General features: G+C 28.6%; 23 protein-coding genes, 1 tRNA gene and 1 other annotated feature. Of the genes, 18 read left to right on the top strand and 6 right to left on the bottom strand.

Translation table 11 applies throughout. From position 1 onward, the window contains the following. Positions 1-389: 389 nt before the first annotated feature. Positions 390-2,288, top strand: a complete 1,899-nt coding sequence (locus GOQ27_RS11785; protein WP_203367071.1) for an LTA synthase family protein — start codon at positions 390-392, stop codon at positions 2,286-2,288. On the opposite strand, the gene GOQ27_RS11790 is transcribed toward GOQ27_RS11785, so the two are convergent. Next, positions 2,285-2,779 (bottom strand): hypothetical protein, encoded by a 495-nt coding sequence (locus GOQ27_RS11790; protein ID WP_203367072.1) that lies wholly within the window; start codon positions 2,777-2,779, stop codon positions 2,285-2,287. The two genes, GOQ27_RS11785 and GOQ27_RS11790, sit on opposite strands and share 4 nt — an antisense overlap. Before the next feature lie 106 nt (positions 2,780-2,885). Here GOQ27_RS11790 and GOQ27_RS11795 point away from each other — a divergent pair, with 106 nt between their 5' ends. From GOQ27_RS11795 to GOQ27_RS11815, 5 genes are all read left to right on the top strand, one after another. Next, positions 2,886-3,140 (top strand): hypothetical protein, encoded by a 255-nt coding sequence (locus tag GOQ27_RS11795; protein ID WP_203367073.1) that lies wholly within the window; start codon positions 2,886-2,888, stop codon positions 3,138-3,140. A gap of 149 nt (positions 3,141-3,289) precedes the next feature. After that, positions 3,290-3,703 carry a hypothetical protein gene (locus GOQ27_RS11800; RefSeq protein WP_203367074.1) on the top strand — a complete coding sequence of 138 codons (414 nt, stop codon included), beginning with the start codon at positions 3,290-3,292 and terminating at the stop codon, positions 3,701-3,703. A gap of 106 nt (positions 3,704-3,809) precedes the next feature. Beyond that, a complete protein-coding gene (locus GOQ27_RS11805) occupies positions 3,810-4,325 on the top strand; it encodes a transcription repressor NadR (RefSeq protein WP_203367075.1) in 516 nt (171 codons plus the stop codon). A 98-nt stretch (positions 4,326-4,423) separates the two neighbouring features. After that, on the top strand, positions 4,424-5,446 hold the full coding sequence (locus GOQ27_RS11810; RefSeq protein ID WP_203367076.1) for a PTS sugar transporter subunit IIC: 1,023 nt from the start codon (positions 4,424-4,426) through the stop codon (positions 5,444-5,446). 79 nt (positions 5,447-5,525) lie between these two features. Beyond that, complete coding sequence (locus tag GOQ27_RS11815; protein WP_203367077.1) at positions 5,526-8,363, top strand: UPF0182 family membrane protein; 2,838 nt, start codon at positions 5,526-5,528, stop codon at positions 8,361-8,363. A 24-nt stretch (positions 8,364-8,387) separates the two neighbouring features. Here GOQ27_RS11815 and GOQ27_RS11820 read toward each other — a convergent pair whose 3' ends face one another. Next, positions 8,388-8,585 carry a hypothetical protein gene (locus GOQ27_RS11820; protein WP_203367078.1) on the bottom strand — a complete coding sequence of 66 codons (198 nt, stop codon included), beginning with the start codon at positions 8,583-8,585 and terminating at the stop codon, positions 8,388-8,390. A 236-nt stretch (positions 8,586-8,821) separates the two neighbouring features. Next, positions 8,822-9,031 (top strand) — a binding site (T-box leader). 58 nt (positions 9,032-9,089) lie between these two features. On the opposite strand from GOQ27_RS11820, the gene serS reads away from it, so the two are divergent. The 8 genes from serS to queG all read left to right on the top strand — a co-directional run bounded on the left by serS (position 9,090) and on the right by queG (position 17,443). Next, entirely contained in the window at positions 9,090-10,367 is a 1,278-nt protein-coding gene (gene serS, locus GOQ27_RS11825; RefSeq protein ID WP_203367079.1) for a serine--tRNA ligase, read from the top strand. Between the two features lie 178 nt (positions 10,368-10,545). Further along, positions 10,546-12,069: a M1 family metallopeptidase gene (locus GOQ27_RS17525; protein ID WP_203367080.1), complete on the top strand. Its 1,524-nt coding sequence runs from the start codon at positions 10,546-10,548 to the stop codon at positions 12,067-12,069. Positions 12,070-12,223: 154 nt separating this feature from the next. Then, a complete protein-coding gene (locus GOQ27_RS17530; RefSeq protein WP_350445914.1) occupies positions 12,224-13,753 on the top strand; it encodes a M1 family metallopeptidase in 1,530 nt (509 codons plus the stop codon). A gap of 20 nt (positions 13,754-13,773) precedes the next feature. Next, the gene (locus GOQ27_RS11840) at positions 13,774-14,910 is read left to right on the top strand and encodes a D-alanyl-D-alanine carboxypeptidase family protein (RefSeq protein WP_203367081.1); all 1,137 of its coding nucleotides are present in this window, start codon (positions 13,774-13,776) and stop codon (positions 14,908-14,910) included. Positions 14,911-14,975: 65 nt separating this feature from the next. Continuing rightward, a tRNA-Arg gene (locus GOQ27_RS11845) sits at positions 14,976-15,052 on the top strand. Between the two features lie 87 nt (positions 15,053-15,139). Next, positions 15,140-15,592 (top strand): tRNA adenosine(34) deaminase TadA, encoded by a 453-nt coding sequence (gene tadA / locus GOQ27_RS11850; protein WP_203367082.1) that lies wholly within the window; start codon positions 15,140-15,142, stop codon positions 15,590-15,592. Between the two features lie 120 nt (positions 15,593-15,712). Further along, positions 15,713-16,510 (top strand): Cof-type HAD-IIB family hydrolase, encoded by a 798-nt coding sequence (locus GOQ27_RS11855; RefSeq protein ID WP_203367083.1) that lies wholly within the window; start codon positions 15,713-15,715, stop codon positions 16,508-16,510. Positions 16,511-16,537: 27 nt separating this feature from the next. After that, positions 16,538-17,443: a tRNA epoxyqueuosine(34) reductase QueG gene (gene queG, locus GOQ27_RS11860; RefSeq protein WP_203367084.1), complete on the top strand. Its 906-nt coding sequence runs from the start codon at positions 16,538-16,540 to the stop codon at positions 17,441-17,443. A 9-nt stretch (positions 17,444-17,452) separates the two neighbouring features. Here the strand turns inward: queG and GOQ27_RS11865 are convergent, their stop codons facing one another. Then, positions 17,453-18,973, bottom strand: coding sequence for an FAD-dependent oxidoreductase (locus GOQ27_RS11865; protein WP_203367085.1), 1,521 nt, complete (start codon positions 18,971-18,973; stop codon positions 17,453-17,455). 133 nt (positions 18,974-19,106) lie between these two features. Between GOQ27_RS11865 and nfsA the strand changes: the two genes are divergently transcribed. After that, positions 19,107-19,844, top strand: coding sequence for an oxygen-insensitive NADPH nitroreductase (nfsA, locus tag GOQ27_RS11870; protein WP_203367086.1), 738 nt, complete (start codon positions 19,107-19,109; stop codon positions 19,842-19,844). 23 nt (positions 19,845-19,867) lie between these two features. On the opposite strand, the gene GOQ27_RS11875 is transcribed toward nfsA, so the two are convergent. Then, the gene (locus GOQ27_RS11875) at positions 19,868-21,178 is read right to left on the bottom strand and encodes a helix-turn-helix transcriptional regulator (protein WP_203367087.1); all 1,311 of its coding nucleotides are present in this window, start codon (positions 21,176-21,178) and stop codon (positions 19,868-19,870) included. Between the two features lie 734 nt (positions 21,179-21,912). On the opposite strand from GOQ27_RS11875, the gene GOQ27_RS11880 reads away from it, so the two are divergent. Together GOQ27_RS11880 and GOQ27_RS11885 are read left to right on the top strand one after the other, a co-directional pair. Continuing rightward, positions 21,913-23,241 carry an MFS transporter gene (locus GOQ27_RS11880; RefSeq protein WP_203367088.1) on the top strand — a complete coding sequence of 443 codons (1,329 nt, stop codon included), beginning with the start codon at positions 21,913-21,915 and terminating at the stop codon, positions 23,239-23,241. Positions 23,242-23,256: 15 nt separating this feature from the next. Then, positions 23,257-24,243 (top strand): phosphotransferase enzyme family protein, encoded by a 987-nt coding sequence (locus GOQ27_RS11885; RefSeq protein ID WP_203367089.1) that lies wholly within the window; start codon positions 23,257-23,259, stop codon positions 24,241-24,243. A gap of 9 nt (positions 24,244-24,252) precedes the next feature. Here the strand turns inward: GOQ27_RS11885 and GOQ27_RS11890 are convergent, their stop codons facing one another. Next, the gene (locus GOQ27_RS11890) at positions 24,253-24,837 is read right to left on the bottom strand and encodes a hypothetical protein (protein WP_203367090.1); all 585 of its coding nucleotides are present in this window, start codon (positions 24,835-24,837) and stop codon (positions 24,253-24,255) included. Positions 24,838-24,968: 131 nt separating this feature from the next. After that, positions 24,969-25,340, bottom strand: a complete 372-nt coding sequence (locus tag GOQ27_RS11895) for a LysM peptidoglycan-binding domain-containing protein (protein WP_203367091.1) — start codon at positions 25,338-25,340, stop codon at positions 24,969-24,971. Between the two features lie 418 nt (positions 25,341-25,758). Here GOQ27_RS11895 and GOQ27_RS11900 point away from each other — a divergent pair, with 418 nt between their 5' ends. Beyond that, positions 25,759-26,100 (top strand): hypothetical protein, encoded by a 342-nt coding sequence (locus GOQ27_RS11900; protein ID WP_203367092.1) that lies wholly within the window; start codon positions 25,759-25,761, stop codon positions 26,098-26,100. Positions 26,101-26,106 lie beyond the last annotated feature (6 nt).

Raw genomic sequence — 26,106 nt, forward strand, 5'->3', positions numbered from 1 at the left:
TCAGCGCTGATGGTACTTGGTGGGAGACTGCCTGGGAGAGTAGGACGTTGCTGGTTTTTTTATTTATAAAATAATCCCTTTGCAATATTGCAAAGGGATTATTTTATTTATTAGTAGAAGTCTTATTAATAGAAATTAAGTCATTATATCATAAAGTTGTAACATACTTGTTAAAGTGTAAACGAAATTTAATCTAATATAATTATAAAGTGTTATATAATTATATGGTGGAATTTTTTGAAATTTAAGAATTATAAGGAATATACATATGCTAGGTTACTGAGTAAACCCTAGTAATTGGGGTATTTTTTAATTATAGTAAATTGATTTAAATAATAACTGACTAAACATCAAATACTTTAGCTACAGTAATAAAGGAGAAAAATATTATGTTTAATTTCAAAACTCGATATAATAAAGAAATGAAATCACTATATAAAATAATAAGGGTAATGTTAATTATATCTCTAATAAAAGTATTATTATTGTATAGTTTTACCCATGAAAAAAATATTGTGGTAGCTTTTTTACGGACTGTTCCATGGATTTTATTATTCTATAGTCCATTAATTTTTTTAAAGCAAAAAAAACTAAAGATCTTTAGTTTTTTTATACATGCTTTAGTAGGCATAATACTATTTGTAGACTTAGTATATTATCAATATTATGGATTCCTTCCCTCAGTTACAATGTTACTTTTTGTTGGTAATGTACCTACGGTATGGAAAAGTATATTCTTTATTTTAAGGCCTATATATTTTGCAATGATATTAGATTTGATTCCAATAGGAATACTATTAAACAAAGAATATATAAACTACTCTTTATTTAATAGTAAACATAAAAAGTTATTTAAAATTATAATACCGTTATTAATTATAATTTTGATATTACCTATTATATATATAAAGGGTAATACCACATATGCTTATAATAATTATGGAATATTTACCTATCATATATATGATGCATATACTCAAATAACCAATAAAGAAGAAGATGTTATTGCAGAGGAAGAAATAAATAATGAAGTTGAAAAAATCACCAATAATGATAAAAATGAAGAAGAGCCTCATAAAAAATACGAAGGAATAGCAGAGGGAAAAAATATTATAGTAGTTCAATTTGAATCTTTACAAAATTTTCTTATTAATGATGAATATAATGGTCAGATACTTACACCAAATTTAAATAAATTTATGACTAAAGATAGTATATATTTTAATAATTTTTATCAGCAGGTGGGGCCGGGGAATACTTCAGATGCAGAATTTGTAAGTCATACTTCTTTATATCCCACAAATAATTTATCTATATTTAATCATTATAATGAAAATTACTATTATACTTTTCCTAAAATACTTAAAAACAAAGGATACTCAACTTACTCTTTCCATGGTAATAATGAGGATTTTTGGGGAAGAAATAAGATGTATCCTAAATTAGGAATTGATAATTTTATTAGTTTAGAAGATTTTGATTATGATGAAAAAGAGGATATTATAGATTTAGGATTAAATGATATGGATTTTTACAAGCAAACTGTTGGTTATCTTAAAGAAGCACCAAAACCTTTTTATTCTATGGTTATATCAATAACAAGTCATCATCCTTATGATATGCCTGAAGAATTAAGGAATATAGAACTTAAAGAAGAACATGAAGGAACAATTTTTGGCAACTATATTCAAAGTATAAACTATGCAGATAGGGCCTTTGGTGAATTCATTGAAGGACTAAAAAAAGAAGGATTATATGAAGATTCAATAATAGTAGTATATGGAGATCATGCAGGATTATATCCAGCTAGGGCAGAGAATGAAAAAATAATGACTGAATATCTAGGGAAAGAATATAGGTTTGATGAATTTATGAACATACCTTTAATATTCCATATACCTGGATTCCAAATGAAAGAAACAAATGAAATAGTAGGAGGAGAAATAGATTTATTTCCCACTATGCTAAATCTAGTAGGAATTAAGGATAATAAAGGAAAAAGATTTGGTAAGGACTTATTTAATTCGAAAGAAGGTTTTGTGGCTAATCAATACTATGTTCCAATAGGGTCATTTATAGATGATGAAAAAGTATTTGAGATGTCTAAGGATGGTATATTTGAAAATAGTAAAGCATGGGATAGAAAGACTAAAGAGCCTATAGATATAGAAGAATGTAGAGAAGGATATGAAAGAGCTATATCAGAATTAAAGGAATCAAAGATTATTTTAGATAATGATTTAATAGATGATATTATAGGAGAGCAAAAGAAAAACCAAGATAATTAATTATCTTGGTTTTCTATCTTTTCTATACTTTTTACAGTCATGATAGGAACATTGGTTGTATGACCATGGTCCTCATGAGTTTCTTCAAAAGAATCTTTTATAGATCCCGTTACTTGTACTTTATCAAAATCTTCTAGACCTTCTGGAATTGATCCATCTTCTGTTTGGGCCAATAGTTCAAAGAACTTTTCTTCTCCATTATCTAAAGTAGCAGTAACTCCTAGAGAAAAAATATCTTTATATTCTTCTGACCCCTCTAACGATACGAAGTGTAATTCCATTGACAACTCTTTGCCAATATATTCATTGAGGTTTCTATAAATATCTATTATTTTTAAAGCTGTTTCATCATCGATTTGCTTTGTTATATCTCTTTCTACTGTAGAAGGTGCCATAGCACTGATCACTAAGGATAATACTGGTGAAAGAATCATAACTCCTACTATAATTAAAGCTATTATAGTATATTTCTTCTTGTTTGGTCTTCGCAATATTAAGTCCTCCCTTTAAAAAACATCTATTATAGTATATCATTTTATATATATATATTCTAGTATAGTAATAGGAATATTATTACCATAAAAAGGAGTGATACTAATGGAAAAAAACAAACATGAAGAATTGGAAACATTAGAGCTTCTTCTACATATGTTAAATGAAGAAAATGAGTTTGTTTCAGAAAAAGGAGAAGAAGTTCACTATTTATCATTGAATGATTTAGAAGATAATGGGAAAAATTATATATATATAAATACATTCGATGAAAAAGTAGTCTATTTTAATAACAGTGAGGATATAATAGATAAAATAAAAGATCTTAATTTAGATTTTAAAGAGCAAAAGAAAGGGTAATAAAAAATTAAAGGGTTTTTAATATTAATATAGAATAATATTAATAAGCTTTATTTACTTAAATGAAATACGACTAAAACTAATATGAGCATATTAATAATCACTGATTTCTTTAAATTTTAAAAAAATAAAATGGGAGGCAGATAAAAATGGTTAATTTTATTTGTGGAAAAAAAGGTTCAGGAAAAACTAAGAAGCTCATAAGTATGGCTAATGATGATATTAATAATGTTAATGGAGATATCGTATTTATTGAATCAAAAAAAAGACATACATTAGATTTAAATCATAAAATAAGGTATATTAGTGCCATGGATTTCAATATCAGGAATATTGAGACTTTCCATGGTTTTTTATGTGGAATTATAGCTGAAGATTATGATATTGAAAAAATCTATATTGATGGACTCTACAAAATAGTCGAATTAGACTTTTACTTACTAGAAAAACTAATAGATGATTTAGAGACTATAGAAAAAGATTATAAAATGGAATTTATTATTTCTATGGAATGTTCAGAAGAGGAAGTCCCAAATAAAATGAAAAAATATTTAATGGCATAAAAAATAAGTCAAGGACTAGTCCTTGACTTATTTTAATAGTATATAATATTAAATTGTTATTGTATGATATAATTTTTATAGATAGAATAAAGTAGAGGTGATATATATGGATGGAAATAGAAGGAAAAATAATATTATAAGTATTTTAACTAAAAGTACAACTCCGATAAAAGGAGCTGATATTGCTAAAAGATTCGATGTCAGTAGACAGGTTATAGTACAAGATATAGCAATATTAAGAGCTCAGGGTAATGATATAATAGCTACCCCTAATGGTTATATGATACTAAGCAATATATCCTCAGGTATAAAGAAAACTATAGTATCTCAACATCAAGGACATGATAATATTGAAGAGGAATTGAATACTATTGTGGACTTAGGAGGAAGAATATTAGATGTAATAGTAGAACATCCTATATATGGAGAAATAAAAGGCCATTTGATGATTTCATCAAGAAGAGATGTTGAGGAATTTATAAAAAGATTAAATAAAAATAATGCAGAGCCATTATCTACACTTACTGATGGTGTTCATATTCATACGATTGAAGTACCAAATGAAGATGTATTTAAAAAGATAAAAGATGAATTAATAATAAAAAAATACTTGATTGAATAATAATATCGTGTTATATTTTTAATGATAGGCATTTGCCTATATTTTTTTTAGGACAAGTGACAAGACAGGAGTCTATACAAAATAGATCGGAGGAAAAAATGAAAAAGGAAAATAGTTTCTCTATAAAGGATTATATAATAAAAGTATTAAATGGAATGGCTTTGGGATTATTTTCATCCTTAATAATTGGACTTATATTAAAACAGATAGGAACATTACTAAATATTGATATATTAATTAATATGGGACAAATAGCTCAATATATGATGGGGCCTGCTATAGGAGCAGGGGTAGCTTATAGCATTAATGCTCCAGCATTAGGAATTTTTGCATCTATAATTACTGGTGCTTTAGGAGCAGGAACTGTAAAAATGGTTGATGCTAGTGCTATTATAACAATAGGTGAGCCAGTAGGAGCTTTAGTAGCTTCGTTAATTGGAGCTGAAATTTCTAAGATAATTAAAGGAAAAACAAAAGTAGATATTGTTCTAGTACCAGCTTTAACTATACTATTAGGAGGAATGGCCGGTGTATATATAGCTCCTATAGTATCTAGTATAATGACAGGATTAGGAGAATTGATAAATTTAGCTACAGAACAAGAACCCATACCTATGGGGATATTAGTATCTGTATTAATGGGTGTAATATTAACATTACCAATTAGTAGTGCTGCATTAGCTATATCCTTAGGTCTATCTGGGTTAGCGGCAGGAGCTGCTACGGTTGGATGTGCTACTCAAATGATAGGCTTTGCAGTAGCTAGTTTTAGAGAAAATGGTATTGGAGGACTGATTTCCCAAGGATTAGGAACAAGTATGTTACAAATACCCAATATAGTTAAGAATCCTAGAATTTGGATCCCTCCAATTATAACATCAGCTATATTAGGTCCTATAGCTACTGTAATATTTAGAATGGAAAACAATAAACTGGGGGCAGGAATGGGCACTAGTGGTCTTGTAGGGCAGTTTGGAACTTTAGATGTAATGGGTAGAGAAGGATTAGTAGGTATAGTATTATTACATTTTGTATTACCAGCTATCCTTACATTAATAATCTCAGAAATAATGAGAAGAAAAGGTTGGATTAAAGAAGGAGATATGAAAATAGAAGGTTAATAAATTGATTAATGCATAAATGGGTAGTATAATGGTATAAACATTATACTACTTATTTTTTTTGAAAGGGGTTGTTATTTTGAGAGATAGAACAAAGTTTATACTATTTTTAGTTATAGCTATATTGTTAGTATTATTTAGTTCTTTTACTAGCATTGTAGGGTTTATAACAGACTACAAATGGTTTGATGAGCTAGGCTATACAGAAACGTTTCTGACTAAATTATCCACTCAAGTAAAGATCGGAGTACCTTTATTTATAATTTTATTTGGACTGATATATTTTTATTTTATATCATCTAAGAGAAATTACTATAAAGAAGCAAATATTACACCACCAAAACCGGGAGAAAAGAGATTTAATATAATACTGGCTGTGATATCTGCATTTATATCATTATTAGTATCATCCATATTTGCTGGAGGACTATGGCTGACAACATTAGAATTTATGAATGCATCCTCCTTTGGATTAAAAGATCCAATATTCAATAATGATATAGGATTATATGTATTTAAAATACCATTATTTAAAGAAATAATATCTTTAATCTTATTTTTACTATTTGTACTAATTATAGCAACAGCAGTATTTTATTTATTATTGTTATCTATAAGAAGACCTAATATTGAAAGACCGGAAAACGTATTGGATATGAATAGATTTAAAGATAAGAAAAATATAGTAGAATTATTAAACAAGGAGATATTTAAGAAAGCCATATTTAAAATTGGGATATTTGCTTTTTTTGGATTCTTACTGATAGCAATTAATTATTATTTAAAGACCTTTGATCTTTTATATTCACCTCGAGGAGTAGCTTATGGTGCAAGTTATACAGATGTAACTGTTACTCTATGGGGATATAGAATAATGGCAATATTAGCAATATTATCTGCAATTACTGCTTTAGTAGGTGCATATAAAAGAAATCTTAAAACAGCATTATCAGGACCAGCACTACTGGTTGCAGTGGGAATATTAAGTGCAGTAGGAGCAGGTTTAATTCAACAATTTATAGTAGAGCCAGACGAAATTTCAAAGGAAAGGGAGTTTATTCAATATAATATTGATATGACTCAAGAAGCCTATGGGTTAAATAATATTATCGAGAAGGAATTTCCTGTGGATCAAAAATTAACAAAAGAAGATATATTAAATAATGAAGAAACTATAGAGAATATTAGAATAAATGACTATAGACCTTTAAAACAAGTATATAATGAGCTACAGGGTATAAGATATTACTATAAATTTAACGATGTAGATACTGACAGATATATGATAGATGGGGAATATACTCAAGTGTTTTTATCTGCTAGAGAAATGGATTCTTCTAAGTTAAAAACAAAGACTTGGATAAATGAACATCTTAAATATACCCATGGATATGGATTTGTTTTATCTCCAGTTAACTCAGTAGCCCCTAACGGCCAACCCGAATTATTAGTAAGGAGTATTCCACCAACTACTGATACTGATTTAAGAGTAGATAGACCAGAAATATATTTTGGTGAGATAACAAATAATTATATAGTGGTAAATACAGATGAGACAGAGTTTGACTATCCTCAAGGGTCAGATAATGTAGAGGTAAAATATGAAGGTACAGCAGGTGTCCCTCTTAATGGTTTTAATAAAATATTATTTGCCATTAGAGAAAGGAATTTAAAAATACTTATATCTGGTAATGTTAATTCAGATAGTAAAATTATAATAAATCGTAATATAGTTGATAGAGTTAATAAAATAGCTCCATTTTTAGAATATGATAAAGACCCTTATATAGTTTCCAATCAAGAAAATGGGAAATTATACTGGATAATAGATGCATATACTACTACTAATGCATATCCATATTCTCAACCATATAGTGAAGAAACAAGTACAAACTATATAAGAAACTCAGTTAAAGTTGTTGTAGATGCTTATAATGGAGAAACAAATTTTTATATCTTTGATGAAGAAGATCCTATGGTAAATACTTATAGCAAGATATTCCCGGATTTATTTAAATCTTCCGATAAGATGCCTGAAGGATTATTTAATCATGTAAGGTATCCACAGACATTATTTAGTATCCAATCAAAGGTATATGAAATATATCATATGGATAATCCAGTAGTATTCTATAATTCTGAAGATGCATGGAATGTGGGTAATGAAATATATATGGGAGAAGAGGTTCCAATTGAACCTAATTATATGATGTTCAAGCTTCCCGATTCAGAAAAAGCAGAATTTCTATTAACCCTACCATATACTCCAGCTACAAAACCTAATATGAGCAGTTTATTTGTTGCAAGAAATGATGGAGAAGAATATGGTAATCTATATCTCTATAGATTCCCTAAGGGTATAACGGTAAATGGTCCAATGTTGGTAGAGTCAAAGATAGATCAAGATTCAGATATATCTCCTCAGCTTACTTTATGGAGTCAGGAAGGATCTAATGTATTAAGAGGTAATATACTTACAATACCAATAGAGAATTCATTACTATATGTAGAACCAGTATATATTCAAGCATCAAATAAAAATAACATCCCTGAAATGAAGAGAGTAATAGTGGCATATAAAAATCAGATAGTAATGGAACAAAACCTAGATACAGCCTTATCTAAGATCTTTGGGCAGTTAAATAGACAGAAGAATGAAGATGGGGTAGTTACAGATGTAGAAGATGGAGAAACTTCTAAAAAAATAGAAGGAACCATCCAAAATGCTAACGAAATATTTAAAAAGGCAAAAGAAGCCTCTCAAAAAGGTGACTGGGCAAAATATGGAGAATATATTGAAGAATTAGAAGGTATATTAAATGAATTAAATAAAGAATTAGATATAGAAACAGAAGAAACAACAGATGAATTAGAAACTGAAGATACTGAAACAGAAGAAACAACTGAAGAAGAATAAAAATAGGTTCCCTTTAAAGGGAACCTATTTTTTACTTAATCTCAGTATTCTAAGGTCTTCTAAACTCATAGAATCTAGAACACGAGATTTCTTTGAAATATCATTTCTTTGTATAATACCTTTTTCAACTAAAACTTCAATAATACTTGCAATAGCTAAAGTGTTTTTATAATCTACTTCCTTAAGCTCAGATAGTTTACTATATACATCAATCTCATTCATATGATAGCCCCCTTATAAAAGTATCTATAAGGATTATTGACTGAAGTATAAAAAATATACAATTTTTTAAAAATGTACCTTGAAATAAAAAGTTATATATGCTACAATTAACGATAATATAAAGTAAGACTCAGTCAGATGTATTTCTGATGCGAAGTCGTCTTATCCAGGGACTTTTCAATTCTTTACTCCAGCCTTGAGAGGATGGATTATTAGAATTGTTAGTCATCGGAAAAATATATGCATTGAAGAGAAATAGTAAATAATCTAATTTCTAAAGAGAGTCGATGGTTGGTGTAAATCGATGCTATTAGTTATTGAATCCATCTCTGAGCATTCTACCGAAATAAGGTAGAACCGAGCACCGGTTATAGTGTACCAAGGGGATTATTTATAAATAATCAACTAGGGTGGCAACGCGGGAATTTAAACCTCTCGTCCCTATTTAAATAGGGACGAGAGGTTTTTTATTGTCTAATTAGTATAAAAAAAGGAGTGATAATGATGTTAGATTTAAAAATGATTAGAAATGATTTAGAGAAAGTAAAAAAAGCTCTAAGTACTAGAAAAGGAAACTTTGATGTAGATTCAGTATATAATCTAGATGAAAGAAGAAGAGAAATACTACAGATAGTAGAAGAAATGAAAGCTAGGCAAAATAGTGTCTCTAAAGAGATACCTAAGCTGAAAAAAGAAGGTAAAGATATATCTGAAGTATTAAAAGAGATGAAGGATTTATCAGCAAAAATTAAGGATATAGATGGTGAACTGAAAGAGGTTGAAGAAGAACTAAATAATAGGATATTAGAATTACCTAATCTTCCAAACCTTAACGTAGTTATAGGTGAAAGTGAAGAAGATAATAAAGAAATAAGAAAAAATTTAGAACCTACAAAGTTTGACTTTGAAGCTAAAGCTCATTGGGATATTGGTACAGAGCTTGATATACTAGATTTTGAGAGGGCTACTAAAATAGCAGGAGCAAGATTTACTCTATATAAAGGATTAGGAGCTAGTCTTGAAAGAGCTTTAATAAATTTCATGTTAAATACTCACATCCATGAGGGAGATTATTCTGAAGTAATTCCTCCATTTTTAGTTAATAGAGATAGCATGACAGGGACAGGACAACTTCCTAAATTTGAAGAGGATGCATTTAATATTCCATCTAAAGATTTTTTCTTGGCACCTACAGCAGAGGTACCAGTTACTAATATTCACAGAGATGAAATATTAAATGAAGATGAATTACCGATTAAATATACAGCCTATACCCCTTGTTTTAGACAAGAAGCGGGATCAGCTGGAAGAGATACTAGGGGACTTATAAGAAATCACCAGTTTAATAAGGTTGAGTTAGTTAAATTTGTAAAGCCTGAGGATTCTTATGAGGAATTAGAAAAACTTACAAGGGATGCAGAAAAAATACTTCAACTTCTTAAACTACCTTATAGGGTAGTAGAGCTTTGTACAGGAGATTTAGGATTTTCTTCAGCTAAAACCTATGATCTAGAAGTATGGATGCCTAGTTATGGAAGATATGTAGAGATATCTTCTTGTAGTAACTTTGAAGATTTCCAAGCAAGAAGAGCTAATATTAGATATAGAAATAATGATACAAATAAGCCAGAATTTCTTCATACCTTAAATGGATCTGGTTTAGCTTTGGGAAGAACAACAGCTGCAATACTTGAAAATTACCAACAAGAGGATGGATCAGTAATAATTCCTGAAGTATTAAGACCATTTTTAGGTGGAATAGAAAAAATAGAAAAGAAATAGTCCTATTGGAGAGCAGTTTATCTGCTCTCTTTTTAAATAAAGAATAGAAATAAACTTGTAATATAAACCATCAGGATGTAAAGGATATTTAATCTAATGTAAGATAAATGTATTATATAATAATCAATAACAAGGATTATTAATGTTTAAAAACAGGATAAATCTTAGGAGGGGTTAGGTGAAAAATAAAAGAAAAATTCTGAATATTCTTACTATATTTACTTTAATTTTAAGTTTAACAGCATGTAACGAGAATATTACAGAAACATTAAAAGGAAATGAACAAAAAGACTATGGAACGTTAATAACAGAGGATTATAATGGAATTGACTTAGATAAAGTTAATGAATATAATATTGAAGTTGATTTAAATCTAGAAAATAAGACTTATACTGGAAAACAACAGGTAAAATACATAAATAATGAAGATATAGAGTTAGAAGAAATTTACTTTCATTTATATCCTAACGCTTATAAGGAAAAAGAAACAGCACCAGCCACATTAGGTGATTTTAACTCAATATACCTTAGAGGTTTTGATCCAGGATATATTGAAATGGAAAATATTAAAGTTAATAAAAAAGAAGTAAAACATATCATATCAGGAGAAGGAAATACTATATTAAAAATAGAACTTCCAACAAAAATAAAACCAGGCAAAAAAATAGACATTGAAATGGAATATACAGTAAAAATTCCAGAAGCCAAAGATAGATTTGGATGGGGATATAAGTCTTTAAACTTTGGAAATTGGTATCCAGTGGTAGCAGTATATGATGATGGATGGAATCTTGACCCTTATTATAAGGTAGGAGATCCATTTTATAGTGATGTAAGTAATTATAATGTAACAATTAATGCTCCAAAGGAGATAGAAATAGCTTCCTCAGGAAATATAATATCTGAAAAGACTAAAGGAAATAATAAAGTTTGGAAAATAGAAGCAAAACTTATGAGAGATTTTGCTTGGGTTGGTAGTGAATTTTTCGAAAAGGTAGTAGAGACTCATGATGGTATCGATATAAATCTATACTTTCTAAAGGGAATAGATGAAAAAGTAAAAGAGAAAACAATTGAGTATGCAATAAACTCAATGAACCATTTTAATAATACATTTGGAAAATATCCTTACGGTCAATATAGTATAGTTGAAACTGGTTTTCCTTCTGGAATGGAGTATCCAGGTATAGTTTTTATTGGTGAAAGATATTATGATATTAGTGTATTACATCACTTAGAGCATGTTTTAGTTCATGAGACCGCTCATCAGTGGTGGTATGGAGTAGTAGGCAATGATGAGATAGATGAAGCATGGTTAGATGAGTCTCTTGCCACCTATTCAGAAGTAGTATATACATCAGAACAGTATGGTGAATCTAGAGGTGAATATTATTATGATACTAATATTAAACAAAAATATGAAAGAGATAAAGATACTATAAAGGACGGAAGAATAGTAAAATCTTTAAGTAAGTTTGGTGGATGGGATGATTATTCAGCATTAGCCTATTGGAAAGGAGCTATGATGCTTTATGAAATAGAGAAGGAATATGGTAGAGAAAAACTATATGAAATATTACATCACTATTATAAAGAAAATAAATTCAAGAATGCTACCACAGAAGATTTTATATCTATAGCAGAAGAAGTAACAGGGGAAGAACTTGATTCTTTTATGGATGAATGGTTATATTCTAAGTAAAATAAGTTATAGAAAAAAGAGATAAAGCATACATTTTTAGAGAGCAGTTTATCTGCTCTCTTTTATTATTGGTAAAAATATAAGTTGAAGGGTTATTTTCTATTCTATTTTAATATAAAATAGAAGGAGAGATAAATATTGGGAGGGATTTTGAGTGAGGATAAGAAGAAATATTTTCATCATAATTATTATTCTTCTATTAGCTAGCGGATTAATAGGATGTAAAGAACATCCTATCAAACAAATGGTTGAGACTGAGGAAGAAAAAGATTTTGGTACCCTGATAATAGATGATTATAATGATGTAAGCTTAAATGAAATAAATGAATACAATATTGAAGTTAGCTTCAATCCAGATGAGAAAACTTATAATGGCAAACAACTAGTTAAGTATATTAATAATGAAGAAATAGATTTAGAAAATATATATTTTCATATATACCCTAATACTTTTAGACAGAAGGATACAGCTCCCTTTTTATTTGATAGTTTCGAGTCAGCATATCCAGAGGGGTTTAGTCCAGGGTATATTGACATAGAGAGCATCAAAATTAGTGGAAAGAAAATTAATTATAAAATATTGGGTAAAGGAAACACTGTACTAAGATTAGATCTTGAAAATAAGTTAGAGCAAGGAGAAAAAATAGATATTGAAATGCAATATACAGTTAAGCTTCCTTCTGCTCAAGATAGATTTGGTTATGGAGATAAAACTTATAATTTCGGGAATTGGTATCCAGTAGCGGCAGTATATGATGGTGATGGTTGGAATCTTGATCCATACTATAGTATTGGAGACCCATTTTATAGTGATGTAGGTAATTATAATGTGACTATTAATGCTCCAAAGGAGATAGAAATAGCTTCCTCAGGAAATATACTATCTGAAAAAGTTAAGGGAGAAAATAAAATTTGGAAAATAGAATCAAAGCTTATGAGAGACTTTGCTTGGGTTGCTAGTGAATACTTTGAGAAGATAGTAAAAAATCATGATGGAACTACTGTAAAGCTATATTTTTTAGATGATGTAAAGGATAGTGTAAAAAGGGCTGCTATGGACTATTCTGTAAACTCAATAAAGCATTACAATAATATATATGGAAAATATCCTTATGGTCAGTACAGTGTGGTTCAGACTAGTTTTCCTAGTGGTATGGAATACCCAGGGATTGTATATATAGGAGATAAATATTATACTGACAGTACTTTAGGAACATTAGAAATTATTATAACTCATGAGACAGCTCATCAATGGTGGTATGGGTTAGTTGGAAATAATCAGATAGATGAAGCCTGGTTAGATGAATCTTTAGCAACTTATTCTGAATTTTTATATGCAACAGAACAATATGATGAAGATACTGCAGAGGACTACTATGAGAGAAGTATAAAGAATAATTATGAATATTCGAAAGATAGTATAGAAGATAATACTGTAATAAGATCTTTAGATAAATTTGTTGGATGGGAAGATTATGGTCCTTTAGTATATGCAAAAGGAGCTATGATGATATATGATATTCAAAATCAGTATGGAAAAGAAACGTTATATAGTATATTACAACAATATTTTGATGAATATAGGTTTAAAAATGCAACTACCTCAGATTTTATTAAAGTGGTAGAAGACGTAACGGGAAATAATATAGAAGATACTGTAGATAAATGGTTATATGATAATTAGAGTATTGCAAGGGGGATAAAATGAAGAAAACAGTCATACTTACTTTGATTTTGATAATATGCTTTAGTTCTTTAGTATGGGGAGAAGATTTTGATGAGGATGTTTTTGGAGTATTATTATCAGATTATGAAACAGGAGAAATACTTTATAGTAAAAATACAGATGAAAAGTTAAATATTGCAAGCATAACGAAGCTTATGACTTATCTTATAAGTATGGATGCAATAAGAGAAGGGAAAGTATACTACGAAGATATAGTAACAATAGGTGATAACCCACCCAAGGAATGGGGATCTACTTTTTATTTAAAAAAAGGTGAAATGTTCAAGTTTCATACTCTTTTAGAGGCTATAATGATAGCTTCAGCTAATGATGCCTGTGTAGCTATAGCCGAACATGTAGCTGGTACAGAAAAAGAATTCGTGAAAATGATGAATGATAAAGCTAGAGAATTGGGATTGGTAAATACTAAATACGTGAATACTAATGGACTCCCAGAAGATGATGGTACAGAAAATATCATGACTATAAGAGAAATAAATGAGTTATCCAGTTATATATTAAAAACCTATCCAGAAGTTTTAAAGATAACGGATAAAAGAAGTATTGAAGTATCAACTAGAAACTATAAAGTAAATACTAATCCTTTGCTAAGGGATATGCCATTGGTAGATGGGCTTAAAACTGGGCATACAGATGGAGCTGGCTATTGTCTAGTATCTACTATCAACATACCCAAAGATGAAGAAAACGATAAGAATATGAGACTTGTAGGAATAATTATGGGAACAGCTTCAGAAAAGGAAAGAAAAGAAAAAAGTGAAGCTCTATTAAATTATGGTATTGATAATTTTAAATCTGAAAAAGTAATAACTAGGGAAGAAGGAATATATGTAAAACTTAATGAAGCTAAGGCTCCTAATATTAAGTTAGTACCAAATAAAGATAAATATATAGTAATAAATAAAAAAAACAAAGTGAATACAAAGATTATTTTAAATGGTAATAGAGATTTTCCAGTGAAAAAAGGAGAAAAAATGGGAGTATTAGAAGTATATAAAAATGGAGTTAAAAAAGATACAATAGATCTTTTTGCTGATGAAGAAATAAAAAGAGCAAATATTTTTGTTAGATTATATCGATGGTTAATGAGTTAAATACATTATTTCACAAGTTGACAAAAAAAGTAAAATACTATACAATAATAAAAGGTTTAATGTATGCTCTCGTAGCTCAGTAGGATAGAGCAACGCCCTCCTAAGGCGTGTGTCAGGGGTTCGATTCCTCTCGGGAGCACCATTGGTCTTTTCAAAAAATATAATTTAGAATATTATTGAGCTCTTTGGGGGAACCAAAGGGCTTTTATAGTGGAATAGGAGAAAATATATGGATAGATACTTTATGAAAAGAGCTCTTAGGGAAGCTCAAAATGCTTATAATTTAGCAGAGGTGCCAATAGGATGTATAATAGTTAAGGATAATAAAATAATAGCCTCAGCTCATAACCTTAGAGAAGAATTAAAAGATCCTACTGCTCATGCAGAAATAATGGCTATTCAAGATGCAGCAGACTTTCTAGGAGGATGGAGATTATCAGGATGTACTATGTATGTAACAATCGAACCCTGTCCTATGTGTGCTGGAGCTATAGTCAACTCTAGAATAGAGAAATTAGTAATAGGAGCTCCTGATTTAAAAGGTGGAGGCTGTGGTTCTATAGTGAATATAGTAGAAAATAATAGATTAAATCATCAGGTGGATGTAACTTGGGGAATATTAGAAGAAGAATGTTCTACAATAATGAAGGATTTTTTTAAGAATTTAAGAAAAAGCAAATAAATGTACTGAAATAACAAATATAAATTATTTTTGTATGCAAACCTTTGCCCCTATTGATTTAAATATTAAATATTATATACTTAAAATATCGACATTTTAAATTAGCTAGGAGAGGATAAAATGAAATATAAAGCTATAATATCTGATTTAGATGGAACGCTTTTAAATAGTAACCATAGAGTAAGTGAATATACAAAAAGTATTGTAAGAAAAGTTATAGATAGAGGTATACACTTCTTTATTGCCACTGGAAGGCATCATAAAGACATAGACTATATTAGAAATGATTTAAAATTAGATTCTATATTTATTACATCTAATGGTTGTAGAGTCCATGATTCTAATAAAAACAAATTATTAGGATATGATATTGAGGAGGATATTGTAAAAGGGCTATTAGATTTAAAAGTAGATGAAAATATTCATAAGAACTTTTATCAGGAAGATAAATGGTTTGTGGAGAAAGAAAATAGATGGTTAGATGAGTTTACTAAGGAATCAAATTTTTTATATGAAATAGTAGATTTTAATAACTTTGAAAATCTTATTGCAACTAAATTCTTCTTTTTAAGTGAAGATCATGAAAGTTTAGTTAAGCTACAAGACAGGATAGAAAAGATGTATCCTAATAGACTAAATGTGGCATTTTCTTTAATAAATTGCTTAGAGATAATGCCTAAAGGTATATCTAAAGGCCATGCTATTGAGAAGGTATTAGAAAAACATAATATTAAACCCCAAGAAGCAATAGCCTTTGGAGATGGATTAAATGATTTAGAAATGTTAAAAACAGTAGGTAAAGGATATATAATGGGAAATGCTCATGATAAATTAATCCATGCATTACCTGATCATGATATTATAAAACCTAACACGGAAGAAGGTTTGGCAAAGAAATTAGAAGAATTATTTTTATAAGTACAGAATACTAGAGGAATGATTTAAATGAAGGATATACTGATAAAGTACGGTAATAGTATAGGTATAGAAAAAATAGGTATAGCTGATATAGGTCCCTATGAGGACTTAGAAAAGATACTGATAAATAGGGAAAAAAAAGGACATCTTACTGGCTTAGAAGATACAAATATAAAAAGAAGAATTGATCCAAAAGTATCAATGGAAGATGCAAAGTCAATTATAGTATGCCTATTTCCTTATCATGTAAAACAAGAAAAGAGATCAAATATATCTAACTATACCTATTCAAAAGATTATCACCTTATTGCACAAAAAAAATTAAATTTAATAGGTGAATATCTTAATAAGCATATAAATGACTTTAAATATCATGCCCATGTTGATACAGGACCTTTAGTAGATCGATATCTAGGACATAGAGCAGGTTTAGGATTCTATGGAATAAATGCACATCTTATTAATGACGACTATGGAACATATTTTTTTATTGGGTATATTCTCAATAATTATCCCTTTGAAGCAGATAATACTATGGATAGGACCTGTTATCAATGTATGAAATGTGTATATTCTTGCCCTGGTAAAATTATATTAGGAAATTTCGATATAAATCCATTAAGATGTAAATCCTTTATAACACAGAAAAAAAGAGATATTGATCAGTTAGATAAGGATATTATAAAAAAGGATAACATAGTATTTGGTTGTGATATATGTCAACAGGTATGTCCCCATAATGATGGAATAGAGATAACCCATATGGAAGAATTTAAAGAGGATTTAGTATATAGATTAGATTATGATGAAATAAAAGAAATGTCCAACAAAGGGTTCAAAAGAAAGTATGGAGATAGAGCCTTTGCCTGGAGAGGAAGAAAAGTTATTAAAAGAAACTATGAAATAATTCATAATATAAAAACTGAGGATTAGAGCAAAGCTCTAATCCTCTATTATTGTTACATCTAATTCTTTTAATGCAGGGCCTTCAATGATTTTACCATCATAAGAAAATCTAGAGCCATGACAAGGACAATCCCAAGATTTTTCTGCTTTATTCCACTGTAGTTCACAACCTAAATGTGTACATGTAGTATCAACAATATAGGTTTTCCCATCAGTATTCCTATAGAACCCTACTCTTTTTCCTTTAAAATCTACTACCTTACCTTCTCCAGTAGTGATTTCAGTATCATTATCTTCTAAGTTTAATTTTCCTTTTATAAATTCATAACCTACATTTAGATTCTCTTTTATAAAAGTTCCTATACCTCCCTTTATATCAGATCTAGAAGGATCAAAAACTTCACTATGGGTGCTATATCCTTCTGTAATTATATCTGATAAAATCATGGCTGATGCTGTACTATTAGTCATTCCCCATTTTTTAAATCCTGTAGCTACATATATACCTTTAGTATTAGAGGTAATATGACCTATGAAGGGAATATCGTCCATAGTCATACAATCTTGAGTTGACCATCTATAGGGGATATCTTTAATTGTGAAATTATCTTCAGCAAATTGTTTAAGACTATTATAATGCACCTCTGTGCTCTTTCCTTGCCCTGTCTTATGATTTTCTCCTGCAATTAGTATCATTTGTCCATCTTTATATCTTTGTCTTCTTAAAGACCTTGTAGGGCTTTCAGCATTAATGTACATTCCCTCTGGAAAGTTCTCTTCTGCTAAAACTCCTATTATGTATGCTCTTTCTGTATATATTCTAGAAAAATATAAACCTTTAAGGTTTTCCATAGGATAATGGGAGGCAATTATAACTTTATTTGCTTTAACAGTATAGCCATTTTCAATTATAACTTCATTAGGTGTATTTTCTTTTACATCTAATACCTTAGTGTTTTCAAATATATGACTTCCTTCTCCTGGTATTTCTTTAGCTAACTCTAATAAATATTTTCTTGGATGAAATTGAGCTTGATTTTCAAATCTTACTGCTCCTTTAATAGGAAAAGGTAAATGAGTGTCACTAACAAAAGAAGCATCAATTCCTAGTCTAGATGCTGCCTCTACTTCTTTTTTAATTTTTTCTACATAAGAATCATCTTGAGTATAAACATAGGCAGGCATAATAGAGAAATCACAATCTATACCTTTTTCTTCTATTATACTTTGAATAAATTCCTTTGCTGATTCATTTGCATCTGCATATTGTCTAGCTTTTTCTTCTCCCACATTATTTATTAAATTATCGTAGAATAATCCATGTTGAGAAGTTATTTTAGCTGTGGTTTTAGCTGTAGTTCCTTCTAGTATTCTATCTACTTCTAGAACAGCTACCTTTAAGCCTCTCCTTTTTAAAATAAACCCAGCCGTTATTCCTGCCATTCCTCCTCCTATTATTGCTACATCTACTTCCATATCTTTATCTAAAGAAGGATAATTAGTTTTCTCAGTAGAATCTAGCCAATAGGACTCAGGTAAATTATTGAAGTTATTCATATAATTCCTCCTAAATAGTTTTATTAATAATAAATATACCCAGGAGGAATTATAAATATTATAAATGTATATTAGTTTTGAAAAATATCTTAAGGGTACTATTAGTATAATAGAAATTTTAAGGAGGAATATAATGAACGAAACGATCAATCTTATCCATAAGCATAGATCCATAAGAAAATATCAAAATAAACCAATAGAAGAAGATAAATTTAAAGCTATAATAGAAGCGGGACAGATGTCTCCCTCATCTAGTTTTATACAAGGATATACAATAATTAGAGTAAAGGATAAAGACAATAGAATAAAAATAGCTAAATTAGGAGGAGATCAACCCTATATAGAACAAGCTCCTGAGTTTCTTGTATTTTGTGGAGATATAAATAGACTTAGTTTAGCCTGTGATATGAACGGAGTTGATATGAAGGAGGGGTATACTGAGGGACTTTTATTAGCTACAGTGGATACAGCTATAATGGCACAAAATATTATGATAGCAGCAGAATCCTTAGGTATAGGAGGAGTATATATAGGCGGAATAAGAAATAATCCAAAAGAGATATCTAAGATATTAGAACTACCTAAAAATGTTTACCCTATATTTGGAATATGTCTAGGATATCCAGCTCAAGACCCTATACTAAGGCCAAGACTTCCTTATGAAGTAATATTAAAGGAAGACAGATATAATATTGAAGGGGATAAAGAAAAACTTAAAGAATATGATGAAGTTATGAAAGAATACTACATAGAAAGAACAAAGGGAAAGATAAAAAATGGATGGACAGATCAAATATCTAAAAAAATGGGAAATGAATTGCGGCCCCATATGAAAGAATTTTTAAAAGAACAAGGATTTGATATGAAATAAGCAAGGGATATATCCCTTGCCTATCATAATGGATTTCCATTTAATTCTTTTGTTATTTCTTCCGATTTTTTTAAAGTTTTAAATGCTTTTTCATAATCATTTAATTTGGAGTATATATCACTTAATTTTTTATATGCAAAAGCTAGATGCTTGGAATTACCTCTTTTACTCATCATTTCTATTCCTTTATATATAGATTCCAAAGCTTTGTCACTTTCTCCTAAGTTAAATAATATTAAACCTTCATAAACTTTACCTGACCACATAAATACATAGTCAAATTTATGATATACTACATCACTATATTTAGTTTTTATTATTTCTTCTAGAGCTTTTTTGTATTCACCCATCTTATAATAACAGATTGCTAAGTCAATATAGTATAAATGTTTTAAATGCTTATTTGAGTCTGGAAAAATTTCTAGTGATTTCTTTAGGTATTCTATGGCCTTTTTAGGTTCATCAATCTCACAATAATAATTTCCATAATTAAAGATAACTTGTGATAACTTAAATTTATTGTCTGTAAACTCGGCAAATTGCATTGCTTTCTCTAGATAATATAATACATTTCCATAATCCTCCATCACAATGCCTAAATTTCCTCTCATTCTATAAAACTCTCCAGTATTATAATAAACTCCAGATTCTTTTGAGATTTCTATAGCTTTATCTACTAATTCATAAGTCTCATTCATTCTTCCTAAAGTGGATAAAACTAATGATTTATTAAATAAATACTCTAAGTGAAAAGTTATATCCTCAGTTGTAGATTGTAAATAGATTTCATAAGCTTCATCTAATATCTTTAAAGACTTCTCAAAATCTTGAGTCTGCCAAAAAGGGCCCATTAACTCTATATAGGCTTTGGCAGCGTTTGAATATAAATTGTTTGCTTTGTATATTTCCACAGCTTCTCTAAGACATTTCTCTCCAATTTCAAATTCATTTAAAGGGAATTTCCATATACCATTTTTATATAAAATATCTGCATATAATTTGCTTTTTTCATTTATATTATAATCTTGTAAAATTCCATCTAAAATTTCCACAACCTTTTCTTTTTCATACCTTTTAGCATACTCATCAGCTTTTCTCATCTTTCTTTTGATTTCATCTACTGGTATATCTTCATTTAATGTGTCTTCGTCTAAAAAATAAGAAATGGGCCTTCCTAGTTTATTAGCAAGATATCTTAAATTCTTCATTGAAGGCATAGCATTGTTATTTTCAATTTGACTTAACATGCTTTTAGTCATCTCTTCTCCAGCTAACTGAGATTGAGTTAATTTCAATTCTTTTCTTAAGGTTTTAATCTTTTCTCCTGTAGTCATAATCTAACCTCCATAATATATTTCTAATTATAGTATAGTACAAAAAAATTAAACCTGCAATAGAAAATCAAAAAAAGTTAAATAAAATTAAACAAAACTGTTGACAAAATTAATTCTCAGGAATATACTTATAGTAGAAGTTAAATAAAATTAAACTTAAGTACTGGAGGGAAAGTAATGAAGAAATATAGTAGAAAAGATAATAAAGTTTTAAAAGACAGTAAAAAGCCTAAAGAAACCCTTGACATAATAATTGATAGAATGATGATTTATTAATAAGAAGCAGAAAATAAGTTAAATTAAATTTAATTTAGATCAGGAGATTATATTATGATGATCGATAGAAACGACAATGAAGATAAATATAACCTAAAAGATAACGTAGACACAATATTGAACTTATTAAAAGTATATTAGTATTTAAATAAAAGCTGAATTAAATTTAATTCCATAGAATAGGAGGTTATATAATGAGAGATTATAACAAGTTTATAAAAAGGTCATATAACCCAAAAAATAATATTAGCATAATATTAGAAGAGATAAGAATATATTAATTTAGTCTTTAACTACAAATAAATGTACTAGGTAAAAGGAGGAATTTCAGTGAAAAAGTATAATAAGAAAGATAATAAAAGAATTAAAGATATTAATAAGGATATTGAAACTATAGATATAAGTCTTATGAAAATAAGAACACATTATTAAATAAATTATAATTAGGAGGGAGATTTATGGAAAATATGAATGAAAAGATTGATGGAAAGGATAATGGAGATCCTAAGGAAAATATAAATATTATATTATACCTGGCAGGGAAAATAGTATCTCTGCTGGGTACCCATATATATACCTTTGCAATATCACTATATATATTAAGGACTACTGGTTCCGGACTCTCGTTTGCCCTCAGTGTATTATTGGGAATGGTACCTAGAGTATTATTGAGTCCAGTAGCAGGATCCTTAGCTGATAAAAGAGATAGAAAGAAAATGGTTGTAGGGTTAGATATATTGAGTGGTATTATAGTATTAGGGCTAGTAGTTATATCATCTATTTATGGTTTGAGATTAATATTTATTTATGCTACAACCTTGTTTCTAGCGGTAGTTAATACCTTCTTTGATGTATCTATAGGAGCAGCTATACCAAACCTAGTTTCTGATAAAAATTTAGTTAAAATTAATTCTTATACCCAAGCTTCTACATCTTTGGCGGCTATAATGGGACCTGTTTTAGGAGGTCTAATATATGGATTAGTTCCTATAAAACTTTTCTTAATTATTAATGGCATATCCTTTTTGATATCAGGATTTTCAGAATCTTTTATAAACTTTAAATATAATATGAGAGATAGTAAAGAAAAAGAAGAATTAGCTGCAGAACTAGCTACAGAATCACCAATTCAAGTAGATGAAAAAGGTATTAAAGCTTTATTAAAGGATATCAAGGAAGGTTTAGATTTTATAAAAGAATTAAAACCAATTTATGCTCTTATGAAATTTGCATTATTATACAATCTTTTAATAAATGCTACCTTAGCTGTTATTATGCCTTTTATAATAAATGATACTTTGAAAATGTCCTCAACTCAATTTGGTGTTATTGAAGGGTCATTTTCTGTAGGAGTTTTAATAACATCTATAGTTATTGGTAAACTTCCTGAAAGAGAAAAAAATCTTAAAATATTAGTGATAGGAACAGTAATAATGGGATTAATGGTTGCTTTTATTGGAATACCTGCAATAGGAAGTCTACAAAATTTAAACACGAGCATACACTTCATATACTTTATTTTAGTAATGATAATATTCTCAGCATGCATGATATTTGTAAATATCCCTATATCAGTTGCCATGCAAAGAATGACTCCCGATAAAATGATGGGAAGAGTAATGGGAACTATGGGAACATTAGCTGGTGGGATTGCTCCATTAGGAATAATAGTATCAGGTTTACTCTTAGATGTGTTACCACCATTTATTATACCTATAATATCGGGAATTTTAATTATTATAGCAGCATTAGTTATGAGTAGGGATAAAAATTTAAGAGATTTTTAAAAAGAGGTGATATATTTGGATAAAAATATAAGAGAAAAATTTAATGAGGAGATACTTGGTTTAATTGCAAAAAGGTATGGAGTTTCATTAAAAGAACTAGATAACATAGGGGGCTTTGAGAATTTTGTTTATGAATTTAATAGAAAAGATAAAGATTATATATTAAGAATATCTCATAGTAAAAGAAGAAGTATGAATATGATTGAAGGAGAAGTGGATTGGCTTAATTATTTATATAATAATGGTTTATCTGTTTCTCCTGCAATATCATCAAAAGAAGGAAATTTTGTTGAGAGAGTTCAAAGTAAGGATGTGGATTTTCTAGGTGTAGTATTTGAGAAAGCTGAAGGCAGACATGTGGAATATAAGGATTTAAAGCCTGAAATATTCATTGAATGGGGTAAAGTAATAGGAAAAATTCACAGATTAACAAAATATTATATACCAAAAAAATCAGACATTAAAAGATTCAATTGGCTAGATGATTATAGAGAAGTAGAGAGTTATATACCTAAGAATCAACCTATTATAAAAGAAAAATATAGAAATATAGTAAAATATATAAATGAACTTCCCAAAGATAGAGATAGCTATGGTCTTATTCATACGGATGCTCATAGTGGGAATTTCTTTGTCAAGGATAATAAAATCACACTTTTTGATTTTGATGACTCCTGTTATAAATGGTTTATAAGTGATATAGCTATACCATTATTCTATTATGGAATGTATGAAAATGTTGGCTTTGATAATATTGAAAAATCAAAGGAATTTATACATTATTTCTTAGAAGGGTATGACAAGGAAAATAACTTAGACAGTAAATGGTTGAAAGAAATTCCTGTATTTTTAAAGCTTCGAGAAATTGTACTCTACTCTGTAATATATAGGAGCTTAGATGTGAATAATTTACAGGGATCAGCTAAGAGATTTATGGATAAGAGAAGTGAAAGAATAGAAAATGATATACGGTTTTTAAATATAGATTTTACAAAAATATAGGTAGAGGAATTAGTTTCTCCACCAATAAGATATTCTATTATTATGTATTTTATAGTCTATACCCTTATCTTCAAGTATAGATATAAGTTCTTCATTCATTTTTTTAGTTATAGTATTATATTCATTTATATATAGATTAGATTCACGAATGAAAGCGTCCTTATCTTCTTTATTCAACACTATTGATGCACTTAATGTAGAGGAAATTATAGATTTAGAAGTATTTAAATATTGTATAGTTAGCCTTTTATAATCTCTCAATTCTTTTGGGGGATTTTTTTGTGATATATATACAATAATATTCTCTATATCCTTTTGATAGATCTTTAAATTATCTATATATTCTTTGTTGCTTGTATATACCCCTCCTTGAATGTTTTCCCTTCTATATTCCATATACCTTCTAATGTCTTTAAGTTTATATTCTGCATCATCAATGAAATCAGCTATATTCTTATGTCTATAAGCGAGAATAGGTACTTTTGATGATATATTATTAGGATTAACTATAAAAATAATCCATATAAATATAAGGATAGACAGAATTAGGATAGATATTATTCTTATTTTATCAATATTATTATAACTTTTCATATATAGTATCTCCTTATTAAAATTCCATTGTTTATAATATAGTTATACAATATATATAGAAAATCCTTTTTAAATATAAAATTTTTAAAAAAGTTATAAGGAATAAGGGTCAAGTGATTTGCACTCAACCCTTATTCCTTATAGGGAACACATATCTGTTGACCCACATAAATTAAATTGGGATTTATAAAAGGATTTCTTTGGATAATTTTATCTAAACTAATACCATAAGCTTTAGCTATCTTGTATAAAGTATCTCCATCCTGAACAGTATAAAATTCTCCATCAGTGCAAGGTAAAAGTGAAGGAACTGGTACACAAACTTCTTGGCCTATTTTTAATCTTTCAGGATTAATCTCAGGATTTAATTCTTTCAATTCATCAATAGTAGTATTAAATAACCTACTTAGTTTATAGAATGTATCTGTGGGAGCTATAACATACTTATCTGTACCCATGGGACAAACCTTTATATTTTGATTATTATAATCTGTTATATTCATGTATTCACCTCCGTAAAATACCCTAATATATAATATTAAATTCTTGGAGTTAATGTTCACTTCCATTAAGGATATAATAAAGTTAATTTAAAACAATAAATTTACTTTTCAGTCAAGAGTTAAAGGAAAAGTTACCTTATCTATATAATTTATAAAATAAATTATATAGGAGGTGATTAAAATGAAGTAGTTATTTAAATTGTTGGTGTTACGATACTGCCAGAAGGGGTGAAAATATGAGAATAGATACTTATGGTGAATATAAGGAATGGGACTTTTCTAGTAGGAGAATATAGAAAAGTTTGCTACAATTTTTGAAAACATCACTCATATTCAAAAGAAGAATATTACTGTTGAAATTTCAACATCTCATATGAATACCTATATCTACTGTAATGAAGAAGGTTTATATAATTCTATGCATTGTGTTAGTTGGTGGACTCCTTTTATAGGATATGGATTAACTGGATTTACTCATTGGAAAAATATAACTTTTGAATATTCCTATAAAATCGTAGATGAAAAACCTAGATTTGTATCTGTAGATAATGTTGTATCATATTTTACTGGATTAAACATAGCGGTATCGTGGAATCAAATAGCAAAATCCACAAACTTCATAAAAAAGTATAATGAAAAGGATACAATAGTTATAGATATAGCTGGATATTATGAATTAGGAACTAGTATTAATGGTTTTTCCCTAGGAGCAACCAAAAATGATAAATGGGAAACTGTAGTATTTACTTTAGTTCCATAAAAAGAA

This window comes from Anaeromonas frigoriresistens (genome assembly GCF_016820655.1).
GTDB lineage: Bacteria > Bacillota > Clostridia > Tissierellales > SIT17 > Anaeromonas > Anaeromonas frigoriresistens.